Source organism: Bacillus sp. J14TS2 (assembly GCF_018333015.1).
Taxonomy (GTDB): Bacteria; Bacillota; Bacilli; order Bacillales; family Bacillaceae_C; genus Lederbergia.
The window spans coordinates 99,115-116,383 of record NZ_BORE01000014.1 but is presented as its reverse complement, the minus strand read 5'-3'; the positions used below and the strand labels follow the sequence as shown (position 1 = coordinate 116,383).

General features: G+C 37.2%; 16 protein-coding genes, 3 pseudogenes and 1 other annotated feature. Of the genes and pseudogenes, 15 read left to right on the top strand and 4 right to left on the bottom strand.

Annotation, left to right across the window (positions count from 1 at the left end; translation table 11 throughout):
- Window positions 1–10: 10 nt before the first annotated feature.
- Window positions 11–184, top strand: coding sequence for a YqzE family protein (locus KI375_RS19890; protein WP_212975178.1), 174 nt, complete (start codon window positions 11–13; stop codon window positions 182–184).
- A 393-nt stretch (window positions 185–577) separates the two neighbouring features.
- Here KI375_RS19890 and KI375_RS19885 read toward each other — a convergent pair whose 3' ends face one another.
- The 3 genes from KI375_RS19885 to KI375_RS19875 all read right to left on the bottom strand — a co-directional run bounded on the left by KI375_RS19885 (window position 578) and on the right by KI375_RS19875 (window position 3,601).
- A complete protein-coding gene (locus KI375_RS19885; protein WP_212975177.1) occupies window positions 578–1,375 on the bottom strand; it encodes a YqhG family protein in 798 nt (265 codons plus the stop codon).
- On the bottom strand, window positions 1,362–3,044 hold the full coding sequence (locus tag KI375_RS19880; RefSeq protein ID WP_212975176.1) for a DEAD/DEAH box helicase: 1,683 nt from the start codon (window positions 3,042–3,044) through the stop codon (window positions 1,362–1,364). The genes KI375_RS19885 and KI375_RS19880 overlap by 14 nt, the downstream gene beginning before the upstream one ends.
- Window positions 3,045–3,205: 161 nt before the next feature.
- A complete protein-coding gene (locus KI375_RS19875) occupies window positions 3,206–3,601 on the bottom strand; it encodes a rhodanese-like domain-containing protein (RefSeq protein ID WP_212975175.1) in 396 nt (131 codons plus the stop codon).
- Between the two features lie 340 nt (window positions 3,602–3,941).
- Between KI375_RS19875 and KI375_RS19870 the strand changes: the two are divergent.
- The 7 genes and pseudogenes from KI375_RS19870 to KI375_RS19840 form a co-directional block, all read left to right on the top strand.
- A pseudogene (locus KI375_RS19870) lies at window positions 3,942–4,736 on the top strand (ribonucleotide reductase N-terminal alpha domain-containing protein); the annotation flags it as partial.
- Window positions 4,737–4,859: 123 nt separating this feature from the next.
- Window positions 4,860–5,747 (top strand): endonuclease domain-containing protein, encoded by an 888-nt coding sequence (locus tag KI375_RS19865; protein ID WP_212975174.1) that lies wholly within the window; start codon window positions 4,860–4,862, stop codon window positions 5,745–5,747.
- A 237-nt stretch (window positions 5,748–5,984) separates the two neighbouring features.
- Window positions 5,985–7,184, top strand: a pseudogene (locus KI375_RS19860) (vitamin B12-dependent ribonucleotide reductase); the annotation flags it as partial.
- Between the two features lie 186 nt (window positions 7,185–7,370).
- The gene (locus KI375_RS27500; protein ID WP_244852856.1) at window positions 7,371–8,195 is read left to right on the top strand and encodes an HNH endonuclease; all 825 of its coding nucleotides are present in this window, start codon (window positions 7,371–7,373) and stop codon (window positions 8,193–8,195) included.
- Window positions 8,196–8,266: 71 nt separating this feature from the next.
- Window positions 8,267–8,863, top strand: a pseudogene (locus tag KI375_RS19850) (vitamin B12-dependent ribonucleotide reductase); the annotation flags it as partial.
- Window positions 8,864–9,071: 208 nt separating this feature from the next.
- Window positions 9,072–9,324 (top strand) — a binding site (T-box leader).
- A gap of 397 nt (window positions 9,325–9,721) precedes the next feature.
- Window positions 9,722–10,936: a tyrosine--tRNA ligase gene (tyrS, locus tag KI375_RS19845; protein ID WP_212975173.1), complete on the top strand. Its 1,215-nt coding sequence runs from the start codon at window positions 9,722–9,724 to the stop codon at window positions 10,934–10,936.
- A 222-nt stretch (window positions 10,937–11,158) separates the two neighbouring features.
- On the top strand, window positions 11,159–12,043 hold the full coding sequence (locus tag KI375_RS19840) for a patatin-like phospholipase family protein (protein WP_212975172.1): 885 nt from the start codon (window positions 11,159–11,161) through the stop codon (window positions 12,041–12,043).
- 4 nt (window positions 12,044–12,047) lie between these two features.
- On the opposite strand, the gene KI375_RS19835 is transcribed toward KI375_RS19840, so the two are convergent.
- Entirely contained in the window at window positions 12,048–12,398 is a 351-nt protein-coding gene (locus KI375_RS19835; protein ID WP_212975171.1) for an SA1362 family protein, read from the bottom strand.
- Between the two features lie 111 nt (window positions 12,399–12,509).
- Here KI375_RS19835 and KI375_RS19830 point away from each other — a divergent pair, with 111 nt between their 5' ends.
- From KI375_RS19830 to spoIIIAC, 7 genes are all read left to right on the top strand, one after another.
- On the top strand, window positions 12,510–13,133 hold the full coding sequence (locus KI375_RS19830; RefSeq protein WP_212975170.1) for a YqhR family membrane protein: 624 nt from the start codon (window positions 12,510–12,512) through the stop codon (window positions 13,131–13,133).
- Window positions 13,134–13,216: 83 nt separating this feature from the next.
- Window positions 13,217–13,660 (top strand): type II 3-dehydroquinate dehydratase, encoded by a 444-nt coding sequence (aroQ, locus tag KI375_RS19825; RefSeq protein ID WP_212975169.1) that lies wholly within the window; start codon window positions 13,217–13,219, stop codon window positions 13,658–13,660.
- Window position 13,661: 1 nt separating this feature from the next.
- Window positions 13,662–14,723, top strand: coding sequence for a M24 family metallopeptidase (locus tag KI375_RS19820; RefSeq protein ID WP_212975168.1), 1,062 nt, complete (start codon window positions 13,662–13,664; stop codon window positions 14,721–14,723).
- 21 nt (window positions 14,724–14,744) lie between these two features.
- The gene (gene efp / locus KI375_RS19815; RefSeq protein WP_207452761.1) at window positions 14,745–15,302 is read left to right on the top strand and encodes an elongation factor P; all 558 of its coding nucleotides are present in this window, start codon (window positions 14,745–14,747) and stop codon (window positions 15,300–15,302) included.
- Between the two features lie 191 nt (window positions 15,303–15,493).
- Window positions 15,494–16,423, top strand: coding sequence for a stage III sporulation protein AA (spoIIIAA, locus tag KI375_RS19810; RefSeq protein ID WP_212975167.1), 930 nt, complete (start codon window positions 15,494–15,496; stop codon window positions 16,421–16,423).
- The gene (gene spoIIIAB / locus KI375_RS19805; protein WP_212975166.1) at window positions 16,416–16,931 is read left to right on the top strand and encodes a stage III sporulation protein SpoIIIAB; all 516 of its coding nucleotides are present in this window, start codon (window positions 16,416–16,418) and stop codon (window positions 16,929–16,931) included. The genes spoIIIAA and spoIIIAB overlap by 8 nt, the downstream gene beginning before the upstream one ends.
- 130 nt (window positions 16,932–17,061) lie before the next feature.
- A complete protein-coding gene (gene spoIIIAC / locus KI375_RS19800) occupies window positions 17,062–17,265 on the top strand; it encodes a stage III sporulation protein AC (protein WP_057983258.1) in 204 nt (67 codons plus the stop codon).
- Window positions 17,266–17,269 lie beyond the last annotated feature (4 nt).

Below are 17,269 nucleotides of genomic sequence, written 5' to 3'. Positions count from 1 at the left end.
GGTGAAGGCGATGTCGTTTGATGATTATATGAGATATATGACAGAAACCTTTGTGAAACATTTTGAAAGACCGAAAGCAGAGCGTAAACAAATCAGATTGAATCGTAAAGAGGCTAGTCCGCCAAAATTATACCAATGGTTTGGTTTAATGCCTTATTCTATTCGGATGATATTCAAAAGATAGGTTCCCTTTTGATCAAGAGGAGGGCCTATCTTTTTTTTCTTGGAAATTATAAAATATAGCTTGTAGATAACTTCCTTACCTTGGAGTTGGTGTCTAGCTCCAGCGACTAGCCCCGAGAGGCTCGCAGGATGCGAGTCCATTGGCGAAGACATGCGGACGTGGCGAACTTAGCCGATGTTCTGCTTAATAACCCTGAACCTATGAAGGGAAAAAGCCCCTTCCTAGTTCAGGGTTATTTGCTTGTCGGAGGCCAACAAGGATGTTGGTCAGAAAGGCGTTGCGACGTACAGGAAGTACTAGTGCAGACGAAGCGACAGGACGTCGCGTTTGAGTCTGCCGCCAGGATGGCACGAAATTAGCCTTTCTTCCTAGATCAAGGCGCTTGCGCTTTTCTTATTGAGAAAGTGCATTTAAATAGAAAATTCCTCCATTAATGATTTCGACATTTATCAGCGGCTCGTATTGGTCTTGAAGTGCTTTTTTTTCAACTTCATAGGTTTTCGGCTTTTCTTCTTGGTCCTCGTAGAAATGATCCAGCAGATCTAAGTCTTGTTCCCAACGTAATTTTGCTTCTTCGGCCCATGTATGATCTGTCGAATGTAGTTCTTTTTGTAAATAGGCTTCCATTCTATTTAAGCCACTTTCTGGTTTAATAATCGGGGAAACGGTAAAGCAATAGTCAGGAATTTTTGCTTGGAGATCTATCTGCTCCATTTTATCGAAAAACTGGTCGAACAAAACTCCATTGATCAAATTTAATCCAAGCGATCTTAGAATATCTTTCTTTCTGTCACATTCATAAGAGACTTTAATATTCAGCATTAACCATGGGTGCAAGGGAACTTGTTTATTGATACTTCCTTTCGCAGGATTTTCATAAAGACGTATAAACCCAGCCCTTTGCTTCGTGATAGCGAAGAGCTGATGCAGACGTGGAGCTCCGAAATGAATCACTTCGCCTTTCAAATCTTCTGGTGCTTGTTTTGGATCTGTGATTAGGTGAATTTTCATTGGATTCGGCGTTCCACCCGTCTTTTCTAAATAAGTCCAGTAAAAAGGACGATTCATTAATGCTTTATCCATATCAATGGTTAATTGTACGGTCATATATCCTGGCTCATTTTGTTCAATCGGGCAATCATTTTCTGTAAAAAAGGTTTCAAGATATTCGCGAATGTCATTCTGCTGCAATATTATCCTCATCCTTTCTTATAGAATCTGCAAATTGGATGATAGAAGAGAGATTATCCATTTTAATTTTCATTTCCCCTTCAGAATGAGAGGTTTGGAAAATATCTTGGACATATTCCTCCATGTTTAAATGATCAAACCTCGTGAGTATTTCATCCAACTCTCCAACGATTCGTTCAAATAAATTTATTTTTTCATAAAGTAGTTTTAAAATATGTTCTTCAATTGTTTCCTTAATTGAGAAGTTATAAATATGAACATCTTTTTCTTGTCCTAAACGGTGGATTCGTCCAATTCGTTGTTCTAGTCGCATCGGATTCCAAGGTAAATCGAAATTAATAATATGGGAGCAAAATTGTAAATTGATCCCTTCTCCACCCGCTTCTGTGGCGATCAACACCTGAGCATGATTTTTAAACAGCTCTCGCATCCAATCTTTCTTACTACGTTTAAACCCACCTCTGAAAGGAACAGAGAGAATGCCATTTTTTTGCAAAAACCACTGTAAATATAATTGGGTTGCGCGGTATTCTGTGAAAATGATGACTTTATCATTGATCGTTTGAATTAATTCTAACGCTTTTTCAGCTTTCGAGTTTTGTTGAACGGCATCAATTTTTTGCTTGACATCATTCATTTTCTCAACAATAGCTGGAGAAGGGTTATCCATTTTATTCAGCATATTTTTTAACGTCATGAATACTGCTTCTCTACTACTACATGCTTCTCTTTTTAGGGTGAGAAGCGAAAACCCATGTGCAGCAAATCCATCTACTGCGTTTTTTAATGTATCAATGGATTGATATAATGCTTTTTCTTCTCTTGAAAAATCGATAAAGATACTTTCGACATGGCGTTCAGGCCATTCTACTCCTGTTTCACCTCGTCTATTTCGGATCATCACTTTATTCACTAATTCTTTTAAATATTCATCTTGTTGAAGTGAGGCTTTATTATTTTTATACTGGTCTAAGAAGCCACTTTCTGACCCTAAATGGCCAGGCTTAAGTAAAGAAACAAGGTGGAAAATTTCTTCCATACGATTTTGAATAGGGGTAGCTGTTAATAAAAGACAAAATTTTTTCTTAAGAGATTGGACAAATTGATAGTTTTTCGTTTTAGGATTCTTTAATTTATGGGCCTCATCAATCACAATAAGATCATAATTTTGCTTAGCAATTATTTCTTGATGTGGGCTGCGTTTAGCCGTATCGATTGAGGAGACCACAACAGAAAATTGATCCCATACATAACTTTTCCTTTGGGGAACAGCTGGGATATGGAATTTTTCGTTCAATTCGCTAACCCACTGAGAAACAAGGGAGGCTGGTACCAAAATGAGCGCTTTTTTGACCAGCCCTCTAATCATATATTCCTTTAAAATCAACCCCGCTTCAATCGTTTTCCCTAATCCCACTTCATCAGCTAGAATCGCCTTTCCGTTCATTTTTTCAACCACTTGTTGAGCGGTTTCCAGTTGATGGGGCAATGGGGTTAATTGCTGCAAATATTTTGGTGCTACTAAACCTTCAAAGCTAGGAATTGTTAAATGTTTCTCGGTTTTCATTGCCAGTTTAAATAGTTCTACATTAGCCCAAGGACCGTCTTTTTCTAGTCTTTCTATAAAATCTTTTCTCCAATTTTGGTCGAATTGTATGTTTACGGACATAAGTACCTCCTACAAATAAAGCGAGACATATCAGGTGGGGTTATTAGCAGTTAGGTATTAGTATAGCCAAAAAACTAAATATCTATTTCTGTGTGGAGGATTAGGCTTTTATTAAGGCATATAAAAGCACCGCAGACAATTAGGACTCTGCGGTGCTTAGATTAACTATTATATTTTTTTGTGGCCTTTATTTTTCCGGTCCACTTTTTAAATCCACCTTGTAGTTGGTAAAGATGCTTGTATCCTTTTTTGGATAGCATTTGCCCAGCTCTTCCGCTGCGCATTCCACTTTGGCAGTAAAGATATACTGGTTTATCAGGACGAATTTCTTTCATTCTATTTTTTAATTGAGAAATAGGGATATTGCGAGCCCCTAAAATATGGCCGGCATCGAATTCATTTGTCTCACGCACATCAATGAGTTGCGCTTTTCGATAGCCTGAACGAAATTCATCTTCTGAAAGTGTGTTTATAATTTTCTTTTGATGAAAAAAATTATATAGAGAAAATATGATGATAATCCCTAAAATAATAAGTAATGTGTATAAAGCTGTCAATTTTTTTCTTCCCCCCTCTGGTAAACAAGCCTATTTTTTATTATATTATTCAATGCGGCCTTTATCAAAACTTTTATATGAGTTGTGAGGAAATTTAGTAAAATGGGTAATGAATACGAAAAAGAAAAATATCCAAAACTGTCGTTTTTTTTGATTCTTTCATAATGAATCTTTGTTTTTCTCACGATATCATCCATTTTCGAATTTGACAAAAGGCAAAATCTTTTTACTTGATTTACAATATATTGTGTTTAATAATGGTTTAGAAACAATATATAGTATGGAGAGTGATTATTTTATAGGGATTTATGTGTTTCTAAGATGGAAAGGAGTTAGTTAAATGGCAACAGCTTTTCAACAATATGCAGATTTGAATATTGAAAGATTGAACAAGGATATTCGACAGTTCGAACAAGTATTTTCCATTACAGCAGACATGAAGATCACACATAAGGGAGTATCCCGCCTAGTTATGATTGATCGGTATGCATATAAGGATACAGAAAAAGTAACATTAGCAGCAGGTGACTTTATTGTTTTAACGATTAAAGAAGATCCGAAATTTCCGGCAAGAGGATTAGGTTTTATCCAATCAATTGATTGGGAAGAGAATACAGCCCAAGTTCTTGTAGAAGAGGAATTCCGTAATTCGTTAGATGAGGCAGAAGAAAGACAGACAGGACTCATTGATCGTCCGCTTGATGTCATCGAAAAACCGTTGGAAGTTTTTTATGAACAAATTGCTAAAAGAAACGCCAATGGTTTGGCTGCGGTAGAAAAGACAGCCGACAAAAAACAAGAATGGTTTGAGAAGTTTTATCAAGAACTTTCAAGTTTAAATTTTATTCCGGCGGGACGAGTTTTATATGGCGCTGGGTCTGAGACGGATGTAACGTACTTTAATTGTTACGTTATGCCTTTTGTCCCAGATTCTAGAGAAGGCATTTCGGAGCACCGTAAGCAAGTAATGGAGATCATGAGTAGAGGGGGCGGAGTTGGTACGAATGGTTCCACTTTAAGACCCCGGAATACACTCGCTCGTGGTGTCAACGGGAAATCATCGGGATCTGTTTCATGGCTTGATGATATTGCAAAGCTTACACATCTAGTTGAACAAGGTGGGTCAAGACGTGGTAAATTAGCATAGTGCCTCGTCTATAAATAAACCTCGTGAATTGCTGGGAACTCTTTATGGTCATGCATGTTAATTAACACCCAAGTTTGGTATAATTATTTTAAATTATTTGGGGTGAAAAACGTGATACCATATGACGCAAAGCAGCCACAAGAATGCAAAATTTGTGGATTCGAATTATCTCATAATAAACAAGGGCGATTTACATCACATTTGAAAAAGGAACACGATCTAAAATTAGAAGAATATTTAATAAAATACTATTATGAACCAAAAGATTTAAAATGCTCTTATGAACTTTGTGAAGGCACCGTAGGACTTTATAGGGGAAAACCTAAGAAATATTGTAGTTCTTCTTGTGGAAGTAAAGGAGAGCCGCTTGTTTGTATTGTTTGCAATTCTAAATTTGATACCTGTACGAGGCCTCATAGATTGACCAAGACGTGCAGTGATACTTGTGCAAGTAAGTTAAGATCAATAAAAACAACTGCATGGCATAAATCTATGACTAAAGAAGAGAAAGAAACACATTTTGACAGAATTATTGTCAAGACAGCTAAGACAAGAAGAAAAAATCGTACTCCTTCATGGAATAGTGGTAAAACAGGAATTTATAGCAAAGAAACTATTGCAAAAATACGTGCCGCTACACTAAAACAGATGGAAAATCAGAGCTTCCAAAAAACTAATATTGAAAAGATTATTGAACGCTATTTACAAAAAAATAATGTGAATTATCAATACTCTTTTATCTTAGAAAAAAGACAATATGATTTTCTATTAAAGGATCATAATTTAATTATCGAATGTGATGGAGATTATTGGCATGCTAATCCCAAATTTTATCCAAATCCACAAGATTGGCAAATCGAGAGAATTAAAATTGACCAAGAAAAAAATGAGATAGCTAAAAATAATGGATATCAAATATTTCGTTTTTGGGAAGATGATATCCTAAACAATTTCGAATATGTAAAAAGCGTCATAGATGACTTACTGGCTACAACGTAACTGGAAACAGTAAGCGTGAATGCTGGAAAACAGTAAGTGGACAAAGACAATCAGCAGCCAAGCGCCTGTTAAATTGGCGAAGGTTCAACGACCATCGAAAGCACACATTATGTGGAAGCGAGTAGAGTAGGAATCAAGTGATTCCGAAGTGCGAGGACACTCAGATGAGTGTAAGATATGGTCTGAACTCTAAGGTGACTTAGAGAGTTGATTTAACGAATCAACGAAACATTATTGGCTCAAATGATCATGTTGTCTTCCTGGCATCCTGATATTGTGGAATTTATTATTTCCAAAATGCAGAACCCAAGAATTTTAAAATTCCTAATCGAGAATACAACAGATCCTGTCATTAAAAAACATGCCAAAGATAAACTGAAATTTACTCCTTTAACACACACAGAGGAATCAATGTACCAAGGGATTCTCAATTATCGTAATATGCCTGGATATGGCGGTTTTGATGAGTCTATTTTTCTTGAGGCTGAGGAGAAATTAAATGAAGGTGGAACGTATTCTGTTCATAACTCTGAATTTTTAACGGGAGCTAATATTTCTGTTTGTTTGACAAATGATTTTATGGAAGCAGTCGATGCAGATGGTGAATATGAGCTTCGTTTCCCTGATGTTGAAAATTATGATCAGGAATCCATGCAGATTTATAATGAAGAGTGGCATAATGTTGGCGATGTACGTGAATGGGAGAAACTTGGTCATAAAGTGCGTACATACCGAAAAATGAAAGCAAAGGAACTATGGAATTTAATCAATATTTGTGCCACCTATTCAGCAGAACCAGGCATTTTCTTTATTGATAATGCGAATGACATGACCAACGCGAAAGCATATGGACAAAAAGTTGTTGCCACTAATCCGTGTGGAGAACAACCACTCGCGCCATATTCTGTTTGTAATCTAGCGGCTGTCAATCTTGCAAATATGGCAGATAAAGAAAAGAAGACTGTTGATTTTGAAAAACTAAGACAAACCGTTAAAATCGGTGTAAGAATGCAGGATAATGTCATCAACGCAACTCCTTATTTCCTAGAAGACAATAAAAAACAAGCACTTGGAGAAAGACGCGTAGGCCTTGGCGTCATGGGACTTGCAGATCTCTTAATCTATTGTGAAAAAGAATATGGATCAGCTGCAGGAAACACTTTAGTTGATCAAGTATTTGAAACCATTGCAACAGAAGCCTACAAAGAGTCGATTGAAATTGCGCAAGAAAAAGGTAGTTTCCCATTCCTTCAAGGGGAATCGGAAGAAGAAACAAAACATTTACGTCAAGCCTTTATTGAAACAGGTTATATGAAACAGATGCCAAAGGAGATAAGGGAAGATATTTTAGCATACGGTATTCGTAATTCACATTTACTAACTGTTGCGCCTACGGGTAAAGTGATTGCCCCCTATATCTGTGAAGATGTAGCGTAAACTTGGCTATATGCGGGAAACTCTCAGTATCCATTCGTACTCGCGTCTTGCCAACGCTCAATTAGAGTAAAAATCGAATGGTGGAGACAATCCGCAGGGAAGTCGTGGCTGACCCTTCAACGACTACACGCTGAGCAACCATGAAATATGCACCTCAGAGAAATAAGAATATAATGAGGTGACATAATGAAAAAATTATGTTTAAATTGCGGAATTACAATGAATGTTAAACCCAGTCTTTATCAAAGAAAGAAATTTTGTTCCCGAAAATGTAAAGCGGAATACCACTCAAAAAAACCAGATGCTTTTCAACATTTAAGTAAAAAGACAACTGTAATTTGTGCATATTGCGGTAATAAATTATTAAGAAAACCTTCTTCCATTAGTAAGAGTAACTTTTGCAATCGAACTTGTCGTACGGCTTACTTAAGAGCTAATGGCAAAAACACAAATCAACATTTAAAAAAACAAATCACGAAAATTTGTCTTGCTTGCGGGGAAGAATTCAAGGTAATTGAATCAAGAAAAGAAACTGCAAAATATTGCTCTAGGTCTTGTCTGGGAAAAGCAAATGGTGAAAGAGGTAAAATTCAGTATAGAAAACGAGTTAAAATTCAATGTACTAATTGCTCACGTACATTAGAACGTAAACCCTCCATAATAAGGCAATGGAATTTTTGCGATAGTACTTGTATGGCTGAATATTATACAAAATCCGGAGCTTTTTCGGGGGAAAATAACTTGGCTTGGCAAGGTGGCGATATTGTTTATTATGGTCCTAACTGGAGATCTCAAAGAAAAAAAGCCAGAATTAGAGATAATTTTACTTGCCAAGATTGCGGACTAACCGAGAAAGAATATGGTAAAGAACTATCTGTTCATCATATTATCCCTTTTAGGGAGTTTAATGGAGACTGGGAAGAAGCAAATAGATTAACGAATTTGGTTTGTTTATGTGAACATCCGTGTCACCGCAATAGACATAAAAACATGGTTGATGATATAGTCTGATCCCCATGGCGACATGGGGAGCGGGTACTAATAATCCCGCCCTCTATAATTTCTAGAGAGTAACAAAAATGAGTACAGGCACAATGGTTGGCGTTTCTACAGGTTTAGAGCCTTATTTTTCCTTCACGTATTATCGCAGCGGACGCCTCGGGAAGTTTATTGAGGTCAAAGCAGATATTGTGGAAGAATTTCTACAAGCAAACCCTGATACCGATCCAGACCATTTACCAGAATGGTTTGTGACTTCAATGAGTCTAGCGCCAGAGGCTCACGCGGATGTACAATGTATCATTCAACGATGGATTGATAGCTCTATTTCTAAAACTGTGAATGCACCAAAAGGATATGCGGTAGAACAAGTACAAAAGGTGTATGAGCGACTCTATCAGGGAGGAGCAAAGGGCGGAACCGTTTATGTGGATGGAAGCCGTGATTCACAGGTACTTACCTTGAAAGCAGAAGATAATACAGCGGAGACAAGTGAGCAGCTACAGTTTAGTGAACCAGTGGTACTTGTTGATACAATCCAAGACCTCCGCTCAACAAGTGTTACATTTGGATCTGAGGTAGGAGATACATGTCCAGTCTGCCGCAAAGGAAATGTTAAAGATATTGGTGGATGCAATACTTGTGACAACTGTAACGCCCAATTAAAATGTGGTTTATAAATTTTTATGCAACAAAAAATGTGGATTTAAAATAAAGTCGCGATGCAACACCCCCTTAGATTATTTTTATCTAAAGGGGTGTTTTTATGTCCGAAAGAGCTAGAATGAACAAGAATATTCGGATTGACAAATTTAAATAAATAGATATGATATGTATCAATTAGTATTTGCATAACGAAGATTTGTTTAAAGCATTCGGAGTATAAGAACAAAGGCTATGATAAGAAAGAGTAGCAATCATGTAAACAGACAGAAAGTTACCGGTTGATGAGAGGTGCATGTTGAACGATTGTGAATACATCTTGGAGCTGTGTACCGAACAGGATTTCCTTAGTAGGCTATAACGGTTAAGCACCCGTAATCATGTGCTAAGGTATCGTCAAATGACTGTACTTACTAAGATAAGCTATGTGAGTTGCTTATGAATTAAAGGTGGTAACACGAGATGAATCGTCCTTTTGGTTAATCCAAAAGGGCTTTTTTTATTGAATAAGATAAGAAAGTATAAATTTTTTCTTAAGATTGCTTCAAGGCTGGGCAGTTGTTGTCTAGCTCCAGGCGCCATCGGCTCGAGGCTCGCGGGAGGCGAGTCCATCGGCGAAGACATGCGGACGTGGCGGCCTTAGCCGATGTTCTGCTTAATAACCCTGAACATAGGAAGGGGAAAAAGCCCCTTCCTATGTTCAGGAACATTTGCTTGTCGGAGGCCAACAGGATGTTGGTCAGAAAGGCGTTGCGCCAGGACGGCGCGAATTTAGCCTTTCTTCTTACATCAAGGCGCTTGCGCTTTTGTTCTCATCCTTTGCTCCTTATAGTGCTTGCAATATTAGAGAAAAAATATTTCAAGGAGATGTTAGTATGATAGTAAAACCTGAAGAACAATTAAAAATTATTAAGAAAGGTGTTCAAGAAATAGTAAACGAGGAAGAATTACTGGTTAAATTAAAGAAATCGTACCAGTCACAGACTCCGCTTATTATTAAATTAGGGCTTGATCCTTCTGCACCTGATATTCACTTAGGTCATGCAGTTGTATTAAGAAAAATAAAACAGATGCAAGATCTAGGTCATAAAGTTGTAATTATTATCGGCGATTTTACAGGTCGTATTGGAGATCCAACTGGAAAAGCAAAAGGTCGTGTAGCTCTAAGTGATCAACAGGTTAAAGCAAATGCAAAAACATACTTTGAACAAATCTTTAAAGTTTTAGATTCAGGAAAAACTTCTGTCCGCTATAACAGTGAGTGGCTTTCAAAATTAACATTCGAGGAAGTCATTAAATTAGCAGCAACAACATCAGTTGCAAGAATATTAGAACGAGATGATTTCCAAAACAGATATAATAATCAAGTACCAATAGGAATTCACGAATTTTTTTATCCACTAATGCAAGCGTACGATTCGGTAGAGATACAAGCGGATATTGAATTAGGTGGTACAGACCAAACCTTTAACATTCTTATGGGCCGTACTCTTCAAAAGCACTGGGGATTAGAAAAGCAAATTGCCATTTTTATGCCCTTGCTTGAAGGTCTTGATGGTATAGAAAAGATGAGTAAAAGTCTTGGGAATTATATCGGAATATATGAACCGGCAGAAGTAATGTTTAAAAAAGTTATGGAAGTACCAGACAGCTTAATTATTAAATACTTTGAGCTGGCAACGGATGAACATCCAGAAGAAATAGAAAACATTAAACTGCTTCTTGAAAAAGGAGTAAATCCAAGAGATATTAAACTTAAATTGGCTAAAATTATTACGAATTTATACTGTGGAGAAGAAGAAACGAAAAGAGCGATATCATATTTTGAAACGGCTTTTAGTAAAAAAGAAATACCAGATGATATCCCAGAATTATTAATAGAAGCTGGTGCAGAAACAGTTGAAGCCATCATCCCACAGCTAATTGAAAAAGGATTCGTAAAAAGTAAAAGCGAATTTATACGATTGGTTAAACAAAATGGTGTACAGCTCAATAAAGAAAAAATAAATGTAGATGATTTAGACCGTGTATTAATGAATGAAGAAGTATTACAAATTGGTAAAAAGCGATTTATACGTCTCATTAAATAATATAGAAATATTTTGGGAGCGTTAATTGGGCATTTCAATATTAACGCCCTTTTTTCTTATTGTACTAAGTTACTTTTCTTCTGTAAGACATATAAATGCGCTTCAACAATCAAGCGTTTTGTTGAAAAGTGTATCACATAAAATAATCAAAGCCTGTCTTCTGTTCTAAAAATGTTTTCCTCTTCTAAAATAATAAAAAGGCAGTAACAGGAGGGGTAGGGAATGGACGTAGATGGCGTATTTTCAGGTGGTGGGATTAAGGGTTATGCCCTTATAGGGGCTTACGAGGTCTTGGAGGAAAAGGGTATTAACTTTAACAGATTGGCGGGAACAAGCGCTGGGGCAATTATGGCTACCTTTATAGCGGCGGGTTATACAAGCAAAGAAATTCTAAAACTCTTGAATGAGACCGAGATTTCCGTTTTTTTAGATCAAAAAAAGACCCTTATTCCCTTAACCATCTCAAAATGGTTATGTTTATACTGGCGGATGGGTTTATATCAAGGGAAAGCATTGGAGGAATGGATTCGTCAAACATTAGCGGATAAAGGGGTCTATACGTTTGCAGATTTACCTAAGGGAAAGTTAAGACTGATTGCCTCAGATCTTTCATCGGGAAAACTACTCGTATTACCAGATGACCTTGAGGCATTAGGGATTCCAAAAGAAACATTCCCGATTGCTAAGGCTGTAAGAATGAGCTGCGGGCTTCCCTTTTTCTTTGAGCCTGTGAAATTACGTTCCCTGTCTGGAAAAAATATTATCGTGGATGGGGGCTTATTAAGTAATTTCCCGATCTGGTTATTTGATGAAGAGAAAGGGAAGAAGAAGCGTCCCATCCTTGGAATCAAACTTAGTTATCGAGCTGATGAACAACCAAAAAGAGAAATAAAAAATGCGTTATCATTATTTGAGGCATTATTTAGTACCATGAAAAACGTTCATGATGCGCGCTATATCTCAAGGAGACATGAGAAGAACATCATTTTTATCCCGTTAGGTGAGGGTCTAACGACTGAATTTCATTTATCAGATCAAAAAAAAGACGTCCTCGTTGAAACAGGACGTATCAGAACAAGAGAATTTTTGAAAACTTGGACATATTAGTTGATTAAAAAATAGCACGGTCTTTTTTCTTCCCTTTTTTTCCCTCAATCACTGTTAAATGGGCTGTTGACTTTTTGCGAAGCGGTCTTTTTGTAGACTTATTTGTATGAGCACTTTTCTTTGGCTGCTCATACTTTTTTCTCGAGAATTTAGCTGCTTTCGCGTAAGATCTATTTTCTTTATAACTGTTCTTTCTCCTCATAAAAGCACGAATAACAAGAAAAATAATTCCTGCAATGAGAACCGTGACAAACAGCTGAAGAAATAGACTGGCAGGATTATAATAAAGCCAAGTACCTAATCCAATAAGAGCAGCGATGATAATTCCACCAAATAACCAATTCCGTATGATCAAGAATGCCACCTCCTCGGGAGTATTGAACAGTATTCCCAAAAAGAAAACCAAATATACTATTTTGAACATTAATAGAATAGATGTTAATTCATTTTCCACTGGAAACCAATAATGCAAACAATCATTCTTCTAGAAGATCAAGTTTCGCTTAAAAGGCTTCATCTATATCTTACTAAAAAAATAAAAATTTCACCAGTTATAAATGTAACAGCTGAAAATGGGCAAGATAAGGCTGAGGTGAGAATTGTGCGCAATAGAGAATATAACACGCAATTTTATATGTCATTAACGCAATTGTCGATTTATACAGGTTTCGTTGCAGGTGCCGGAGGGACTTTATTATGCTTTGCCGCTCATTACTTTCATTTTACCGAGATTAAGCCATCATTCATATTAATGATTTTTAACGGCGATTGGAAAGATGGCTGGCTGGGGATCTTGATATCTTGTTTAATATATGGGTTGATTTCAATAGCGGTGGCGAGTGGCTATTATGCTTTATTGAAAACGAAGCGATCGATTATATGGGGAGGAGTTTACGGAGCGGCACTTTTTTGTCTTGTTTTTTTAGTCTTCTATCCTGTTATTCCCACCATTCAGTTTATTACGAACTATAATATCATGACGATTCTAACGGAAGCGAGCTTTTTCATTTTGTATGGAATTTTTATTGGCTATTCGATTTCATATGAGTATAATGAACAACAATACTGGAAGAAAGTTGAATCTCATTGACCTTACACTATAACTAGATGCTGGTTGGCTTTTTATGGTAAAATGTGTTTGCGAAAGGATTTTGATTTTTGGGTGGGAGAAAAATGAAAATACTCGTTTTAAATGGCCCTAACTTAAATATGTTGGGAAAAAGAGAACCCGATATTTATGGGACAGATTCGTTAGCTAAATTGGAAGAAAACCTACATCAATTGTGTCAGAAAGAAAGCATAGAAATCGATCTGTTCCAATCTAATTATGAGGGCGCCATTCTTGATGAATTACATGCAGCAGAAAACAAAGGATATGCGGGCATTATTATGAATCCAGGTGCGTTTACACACTATAGTATTGCCCTGAGAGACGGAATTGCCACTATTGATTTACCAGTGATCGAAGTGCATATCTCAAATGTTTATGCTAGAGAGGAATTTAGAAGTAAATCAGTAACTGCCCCTGTATCTATTGGCCAAATTACGGGTTTAGGACTATACGGTTATGAATTAGCACTTCTAGCTTTAAAGCAATACATACAAGGGAGAGGGTAAAATGAGCAAGTTAGATAAAATCCGTTCGTCTTTCCAATCACTGGGAATTGACGGCATGTTTGTGACAAGTCCATATAATGTACGCTACATGACGAACTTCACAGGAACAGCTGGCTTAGCTTTAATTTCACAGGACCGAGCGATCTTTATTACTGATTTTCGATATGCGGAACAAGCTCAAAATCAGGCACAAGAATATGAGATTTCTATTCATTCAGGACCGATTATGGATGAGGTGGCAGCGAAAGTAAAAGAGCTAGGTATAACAAAGTTAGGATTTGAACAAGATTATATGTCTTATTCTACTTGGACTCAATACGACCAAGCTGTCTCTGCAGAATTTGTCCCTGTTTCGAATTTGATGGAAAATATGCGGTTAATTAAGACGAATGATGAAATTGCTAAAATTAAAGAAGCAGCAGACATAGCGGATGCGGCCTTTAAACACATCCTTGATTTTATAAAACCTGGAAAAACCGAATTAGAAGTATCGAATGAATTAGAGTTTTTTATGAGAAAATGTGGAGCCACCTCTTCATCCTTCGACATTATTGTCGCTTCTGGAAAAAGATCTTCCATGCCACATGGCGTTGCCAGTGATAAAGAGATTGAAAAGGGAGATTTTGTGACAATGGATTATGGTGCCCTTCATAAGGGGTATGTGTCTGATATTACTCGCACGATTTCGGTGGGAGAGCCAGCTGCTACTTTAAAAGAAATTTATGATGTGACATTAGAAGCGCAATTACGAGCAATGGAACAAATTAAACCTGGGATGACCGGCATCGAAGCGGATGCGATTGCCAGAGACTATATCACGGAAAAAGGATATGGAGACTATTTTGGGCATTCTCTCGGCCATGGGATTGGATTAGAAGTACATGAAGGACCTGGGCTTTCTAAACGGTCTAAGATTACACTGCAACCGGGTATGGTGATCACAGTCGAACCAGGTATCTATCTGCCGGATGTAGGCGGTGTACGTATTGAGGATGACACCCTGATCACTGAAAAAGGAAACGAAGCCCTTACCCATTCAACGAAAGATTTAATTATAATTTAATGCAAACTTGGAGGAATAAAGATGATTTCAGTAAATGATTTTCGTACAGGACTTACAATTGAAACAGATGGAGGGATTTGGCGTGTGATTGATTTTCAACACGTGAAACCTGGAAAAGGAGCTGCTTTTGTAAGATCAAAGTTGAGAAATTTACGCACGGGTGCGATTCAAGAAAAGACATTCCGTGCTGGTGAAAAAGTAGAAAGAGCACAAATTGATAATAAAACAATGCAATATCTTTATGCTAATGGGGATATGCATGTGTTTATGGATAATGAAACCTATGAACAAATTGAATTACCAGAAGCGCAAATTGAATATGAATTGCAGTTCCTAAAGGAAAACATGGAAGTTCATCTTATTATGTACCAAGGGGAAACATTAGGTGTTGACTTACCAAATACAGTCGAACTTGAGGTGAGTGAAACAGAACCAGGTATAAAAGGGGATACAGCCTCTGGTGGTTCAAAGCCGGCAACATTAGAAACAGGTCTAACGGTCCAAGTCCCTTTCTTTGTCAACACGGGAGATCGTCTAGTTATTAATACATCTGATGCAAGCTATGTTTCGAGAGCATAAACGAACTATTCTTAAGAGCGCTGAAATTTTTTCTAATTGTTAAACAGAATAAACTGTGACAGTAAAAACGACTCTAACATTCGAAATGTGAATGTAGAGTCGTTTTTTTGTTTTTTTCTAAGAGGTTATTTCATATTTAGAGACAAGCTGAATACATATTAGTTAGAGGATTGATAGAGGGGGAGGAACAAATGAGAGCTGTATTGCAAATGATGCCTCGCCGAATCAGTGATTTAATCACTCAGCTTCCTAGTCATATATGGAATGAGATGGAGGAAATTAGACTACGGATTGGGAGACAGGTGGAAGTGGCTGCTAAAGGACAACCTCATTTTCTTTCCTATATATTTACAAAAGAAGATGCTGAGCAATTTATTGCAAAGCTAGCCAATCATTCATTTTATACACTGGATGAAGAATTAAAAAAGGGATATGTCACCATTGATGGTGGTCATCGAATAGGTTTAGCTGGAAAAGTCATTCTTGAAAACAGTCATGTGAAGGCGATCCGCCATCTAGCCTCATTTAATATTCGTATCGCAAGGGAGAAAATTGGTATTGCCGAAAAATATTTGCCATTTTTGTATCAAGAAAACTGGAAAAACACGATGATTATTGGTGCTCCGCAAACAGGAAAGACGACTTTATTAAGAGATATAGCTCGGATGATCTCAACTGGTTCATCCCATCAAAAGCTTGCTGCGAAAAAAGTTGGTATTGTAGATGAGCGCTCAGAAATTGCCGGTTGTGTGCATGGAATTCCGCAACTTCAATTTGGTCCAAGGATCGATGTATTAGATGCGTGTCCTAAAGCAGAAGGGATGATGATGCTCATACGTTCGATGAGTCCGGATGTATTAGTTGTAGATGAAATTGGCCGGGAAGAAGATCAATTAGCAATTATGGAAGCAGTCAATGCCGGGATTGCCTTAATGATGACAACCCATGGTCACTCCTTTGAGGAAGTGAGGAAAAGGCCATTGCTTCAGAGAATTATTGATTCCCAAGTATTTGAACGATTTATTGAATTGTCTCGTATAGACGGTCCTGGAACGATTGCAGCGATTAAGAATATCAAAGGGCAACCAATTAGAAATCCGGAGCTGTTCCATCATGTTTAAATTGATCGGCTCTCTCCTCATCTTAGCTGCCACAACGTTTATTGGATTTGAAATAGCAAGAAGATTAAGTGTGAGACCGAAACAAATTCAATTGTTTGCAGCTTCCCTTGAAACATTAGAGACGGAGATCATGTATGGTCATACTCCACTTGGCGAGGCCTGTATGAAAATATCAAAGCAGCTACCTAATCCAATTTGTGTTCATTACGAAAGGTTTGCTCATTTTCTGGAGAAAGAAGAAATAACCGTTTATCAGGCATGGGACGAGGCATTAAAAGAAACATGGAAACAAACAGTTTTAAAGCAAAATGAATTTGAAATCCTGCAACAATTTGGTGCTAATCTTGGGAAACATGATCGTGAGTCTCAGCAAAAACAAATTATCTTAACATTGAATCATTTAGGAAGAGAAGAAAAGGAAGCAAGGGAGAAACAAAAAACTTACGAAAAAATGTCCAGGAATTTAGGCGTTTTGGTTGGAATGCTGATAATTATTTTATTGATATAACGATTAATTTCTAGTGCTAGAGCTAAATTAGGGCTGTGATCTCCCGAATATATACTACTATGCTTTTTCATGAATTCTTGAAATGGGGGCTTACTACCCGTAAATGCGGGATAAATAGGAGGTTACGAGAATGGGCATAGAGGTAGATGTCATCTTCAAAATTGCTGGAGTCGGCATCGTTGTTGCTTTTTTGCATACGATCCTTGACCAGGTGGGAAAAAAAGAATATGCCCAGTGGGTCACTTTGTTTGGTTTTATTTATATCTTATTTATGGTTGTGACAATCGTTGACGGGCTTTTTCAGAAAATCCGTTCGGTGTTTTTATTTCAGTGATAGG

Coding starts and splice junctions, on each gene's coding strand:
- KI375_RS27500 (WP_244852856.1), top strand. CDS start 7,371: ATGAAAAAATTATGTTTAAATTGCGGAATTACAATGAATGTTAAACCC.
- KI375_RS19880 (WP_212975176.1), bottom strand. CDS start 3,044: ATGTCCGTAAACATACAATTCGACCAAAATTGGAGAAAAGATTTTATA.
- KI375_RS19820 (WP_212975168.1), top strand. CDS start 13,662: ATGAGCAAGTTAGATAAAATCCGTTCGTCTTTCCAATCACTGGGAATT.
- efp (WP_207452761.1), top strand. CDS start 14,745: ATGATTTCAGTAAATGATTTTCGTACAGGACTTACAATTGAAACAGAT.
- spoIIIAA (WP_212975167.1), top strand. CDS start 15,494: ATGAGAGCTGTATTGCAAATGATGCCTCGCCGAATCAGTGATTTAATC.
- KI375_RS19830 (WP_212975170.1), top strand. CDS start 12,510: ATGCAAACAATCATTCTTCTAGAAGATCAAGTTTCGCTTAAAAGGCTT.
- aroQ (WP_212975169.1), top strand. CDS start 13,217: ATGAAAATACTCGTTTTAAATGGCCCTAACTTAAATATGTTGGGAAAA.
- tyrS (WP_212975173.1), top strand. CDS start 9,722: ATGATAGTAAAACCTGAAGAACAATTAAAAATTATTAAGAAAGGTGTT.
- spoIIIAB (WP_212975166.1), top strand. CDS start 16,416: ATGTTTAAATTGATCGGCTCTCTCCTCATCTTAGCTGCCACAACGTTT.
- KI375_RS19890 (WP_212975178.1), top strand. CDS start 11: ATGTCGTTTGATGATTATATGAGATATATGACAGAAACCTTTGTGAAA.
- spoIIIAC (WP_057983258.1), top strand. CDS start 17,062: ATGGGCATAGAGGTAGATGTCATCTTCAAAATTGCTGGAGTCGGCATC.
- KI375_RS19840 (WP_212975172.1), top strand. CDS start 11,159: ATGGACGTAGATGGCGTATTTTCAGGTGGTGGGATTAAGGGTTATGCC.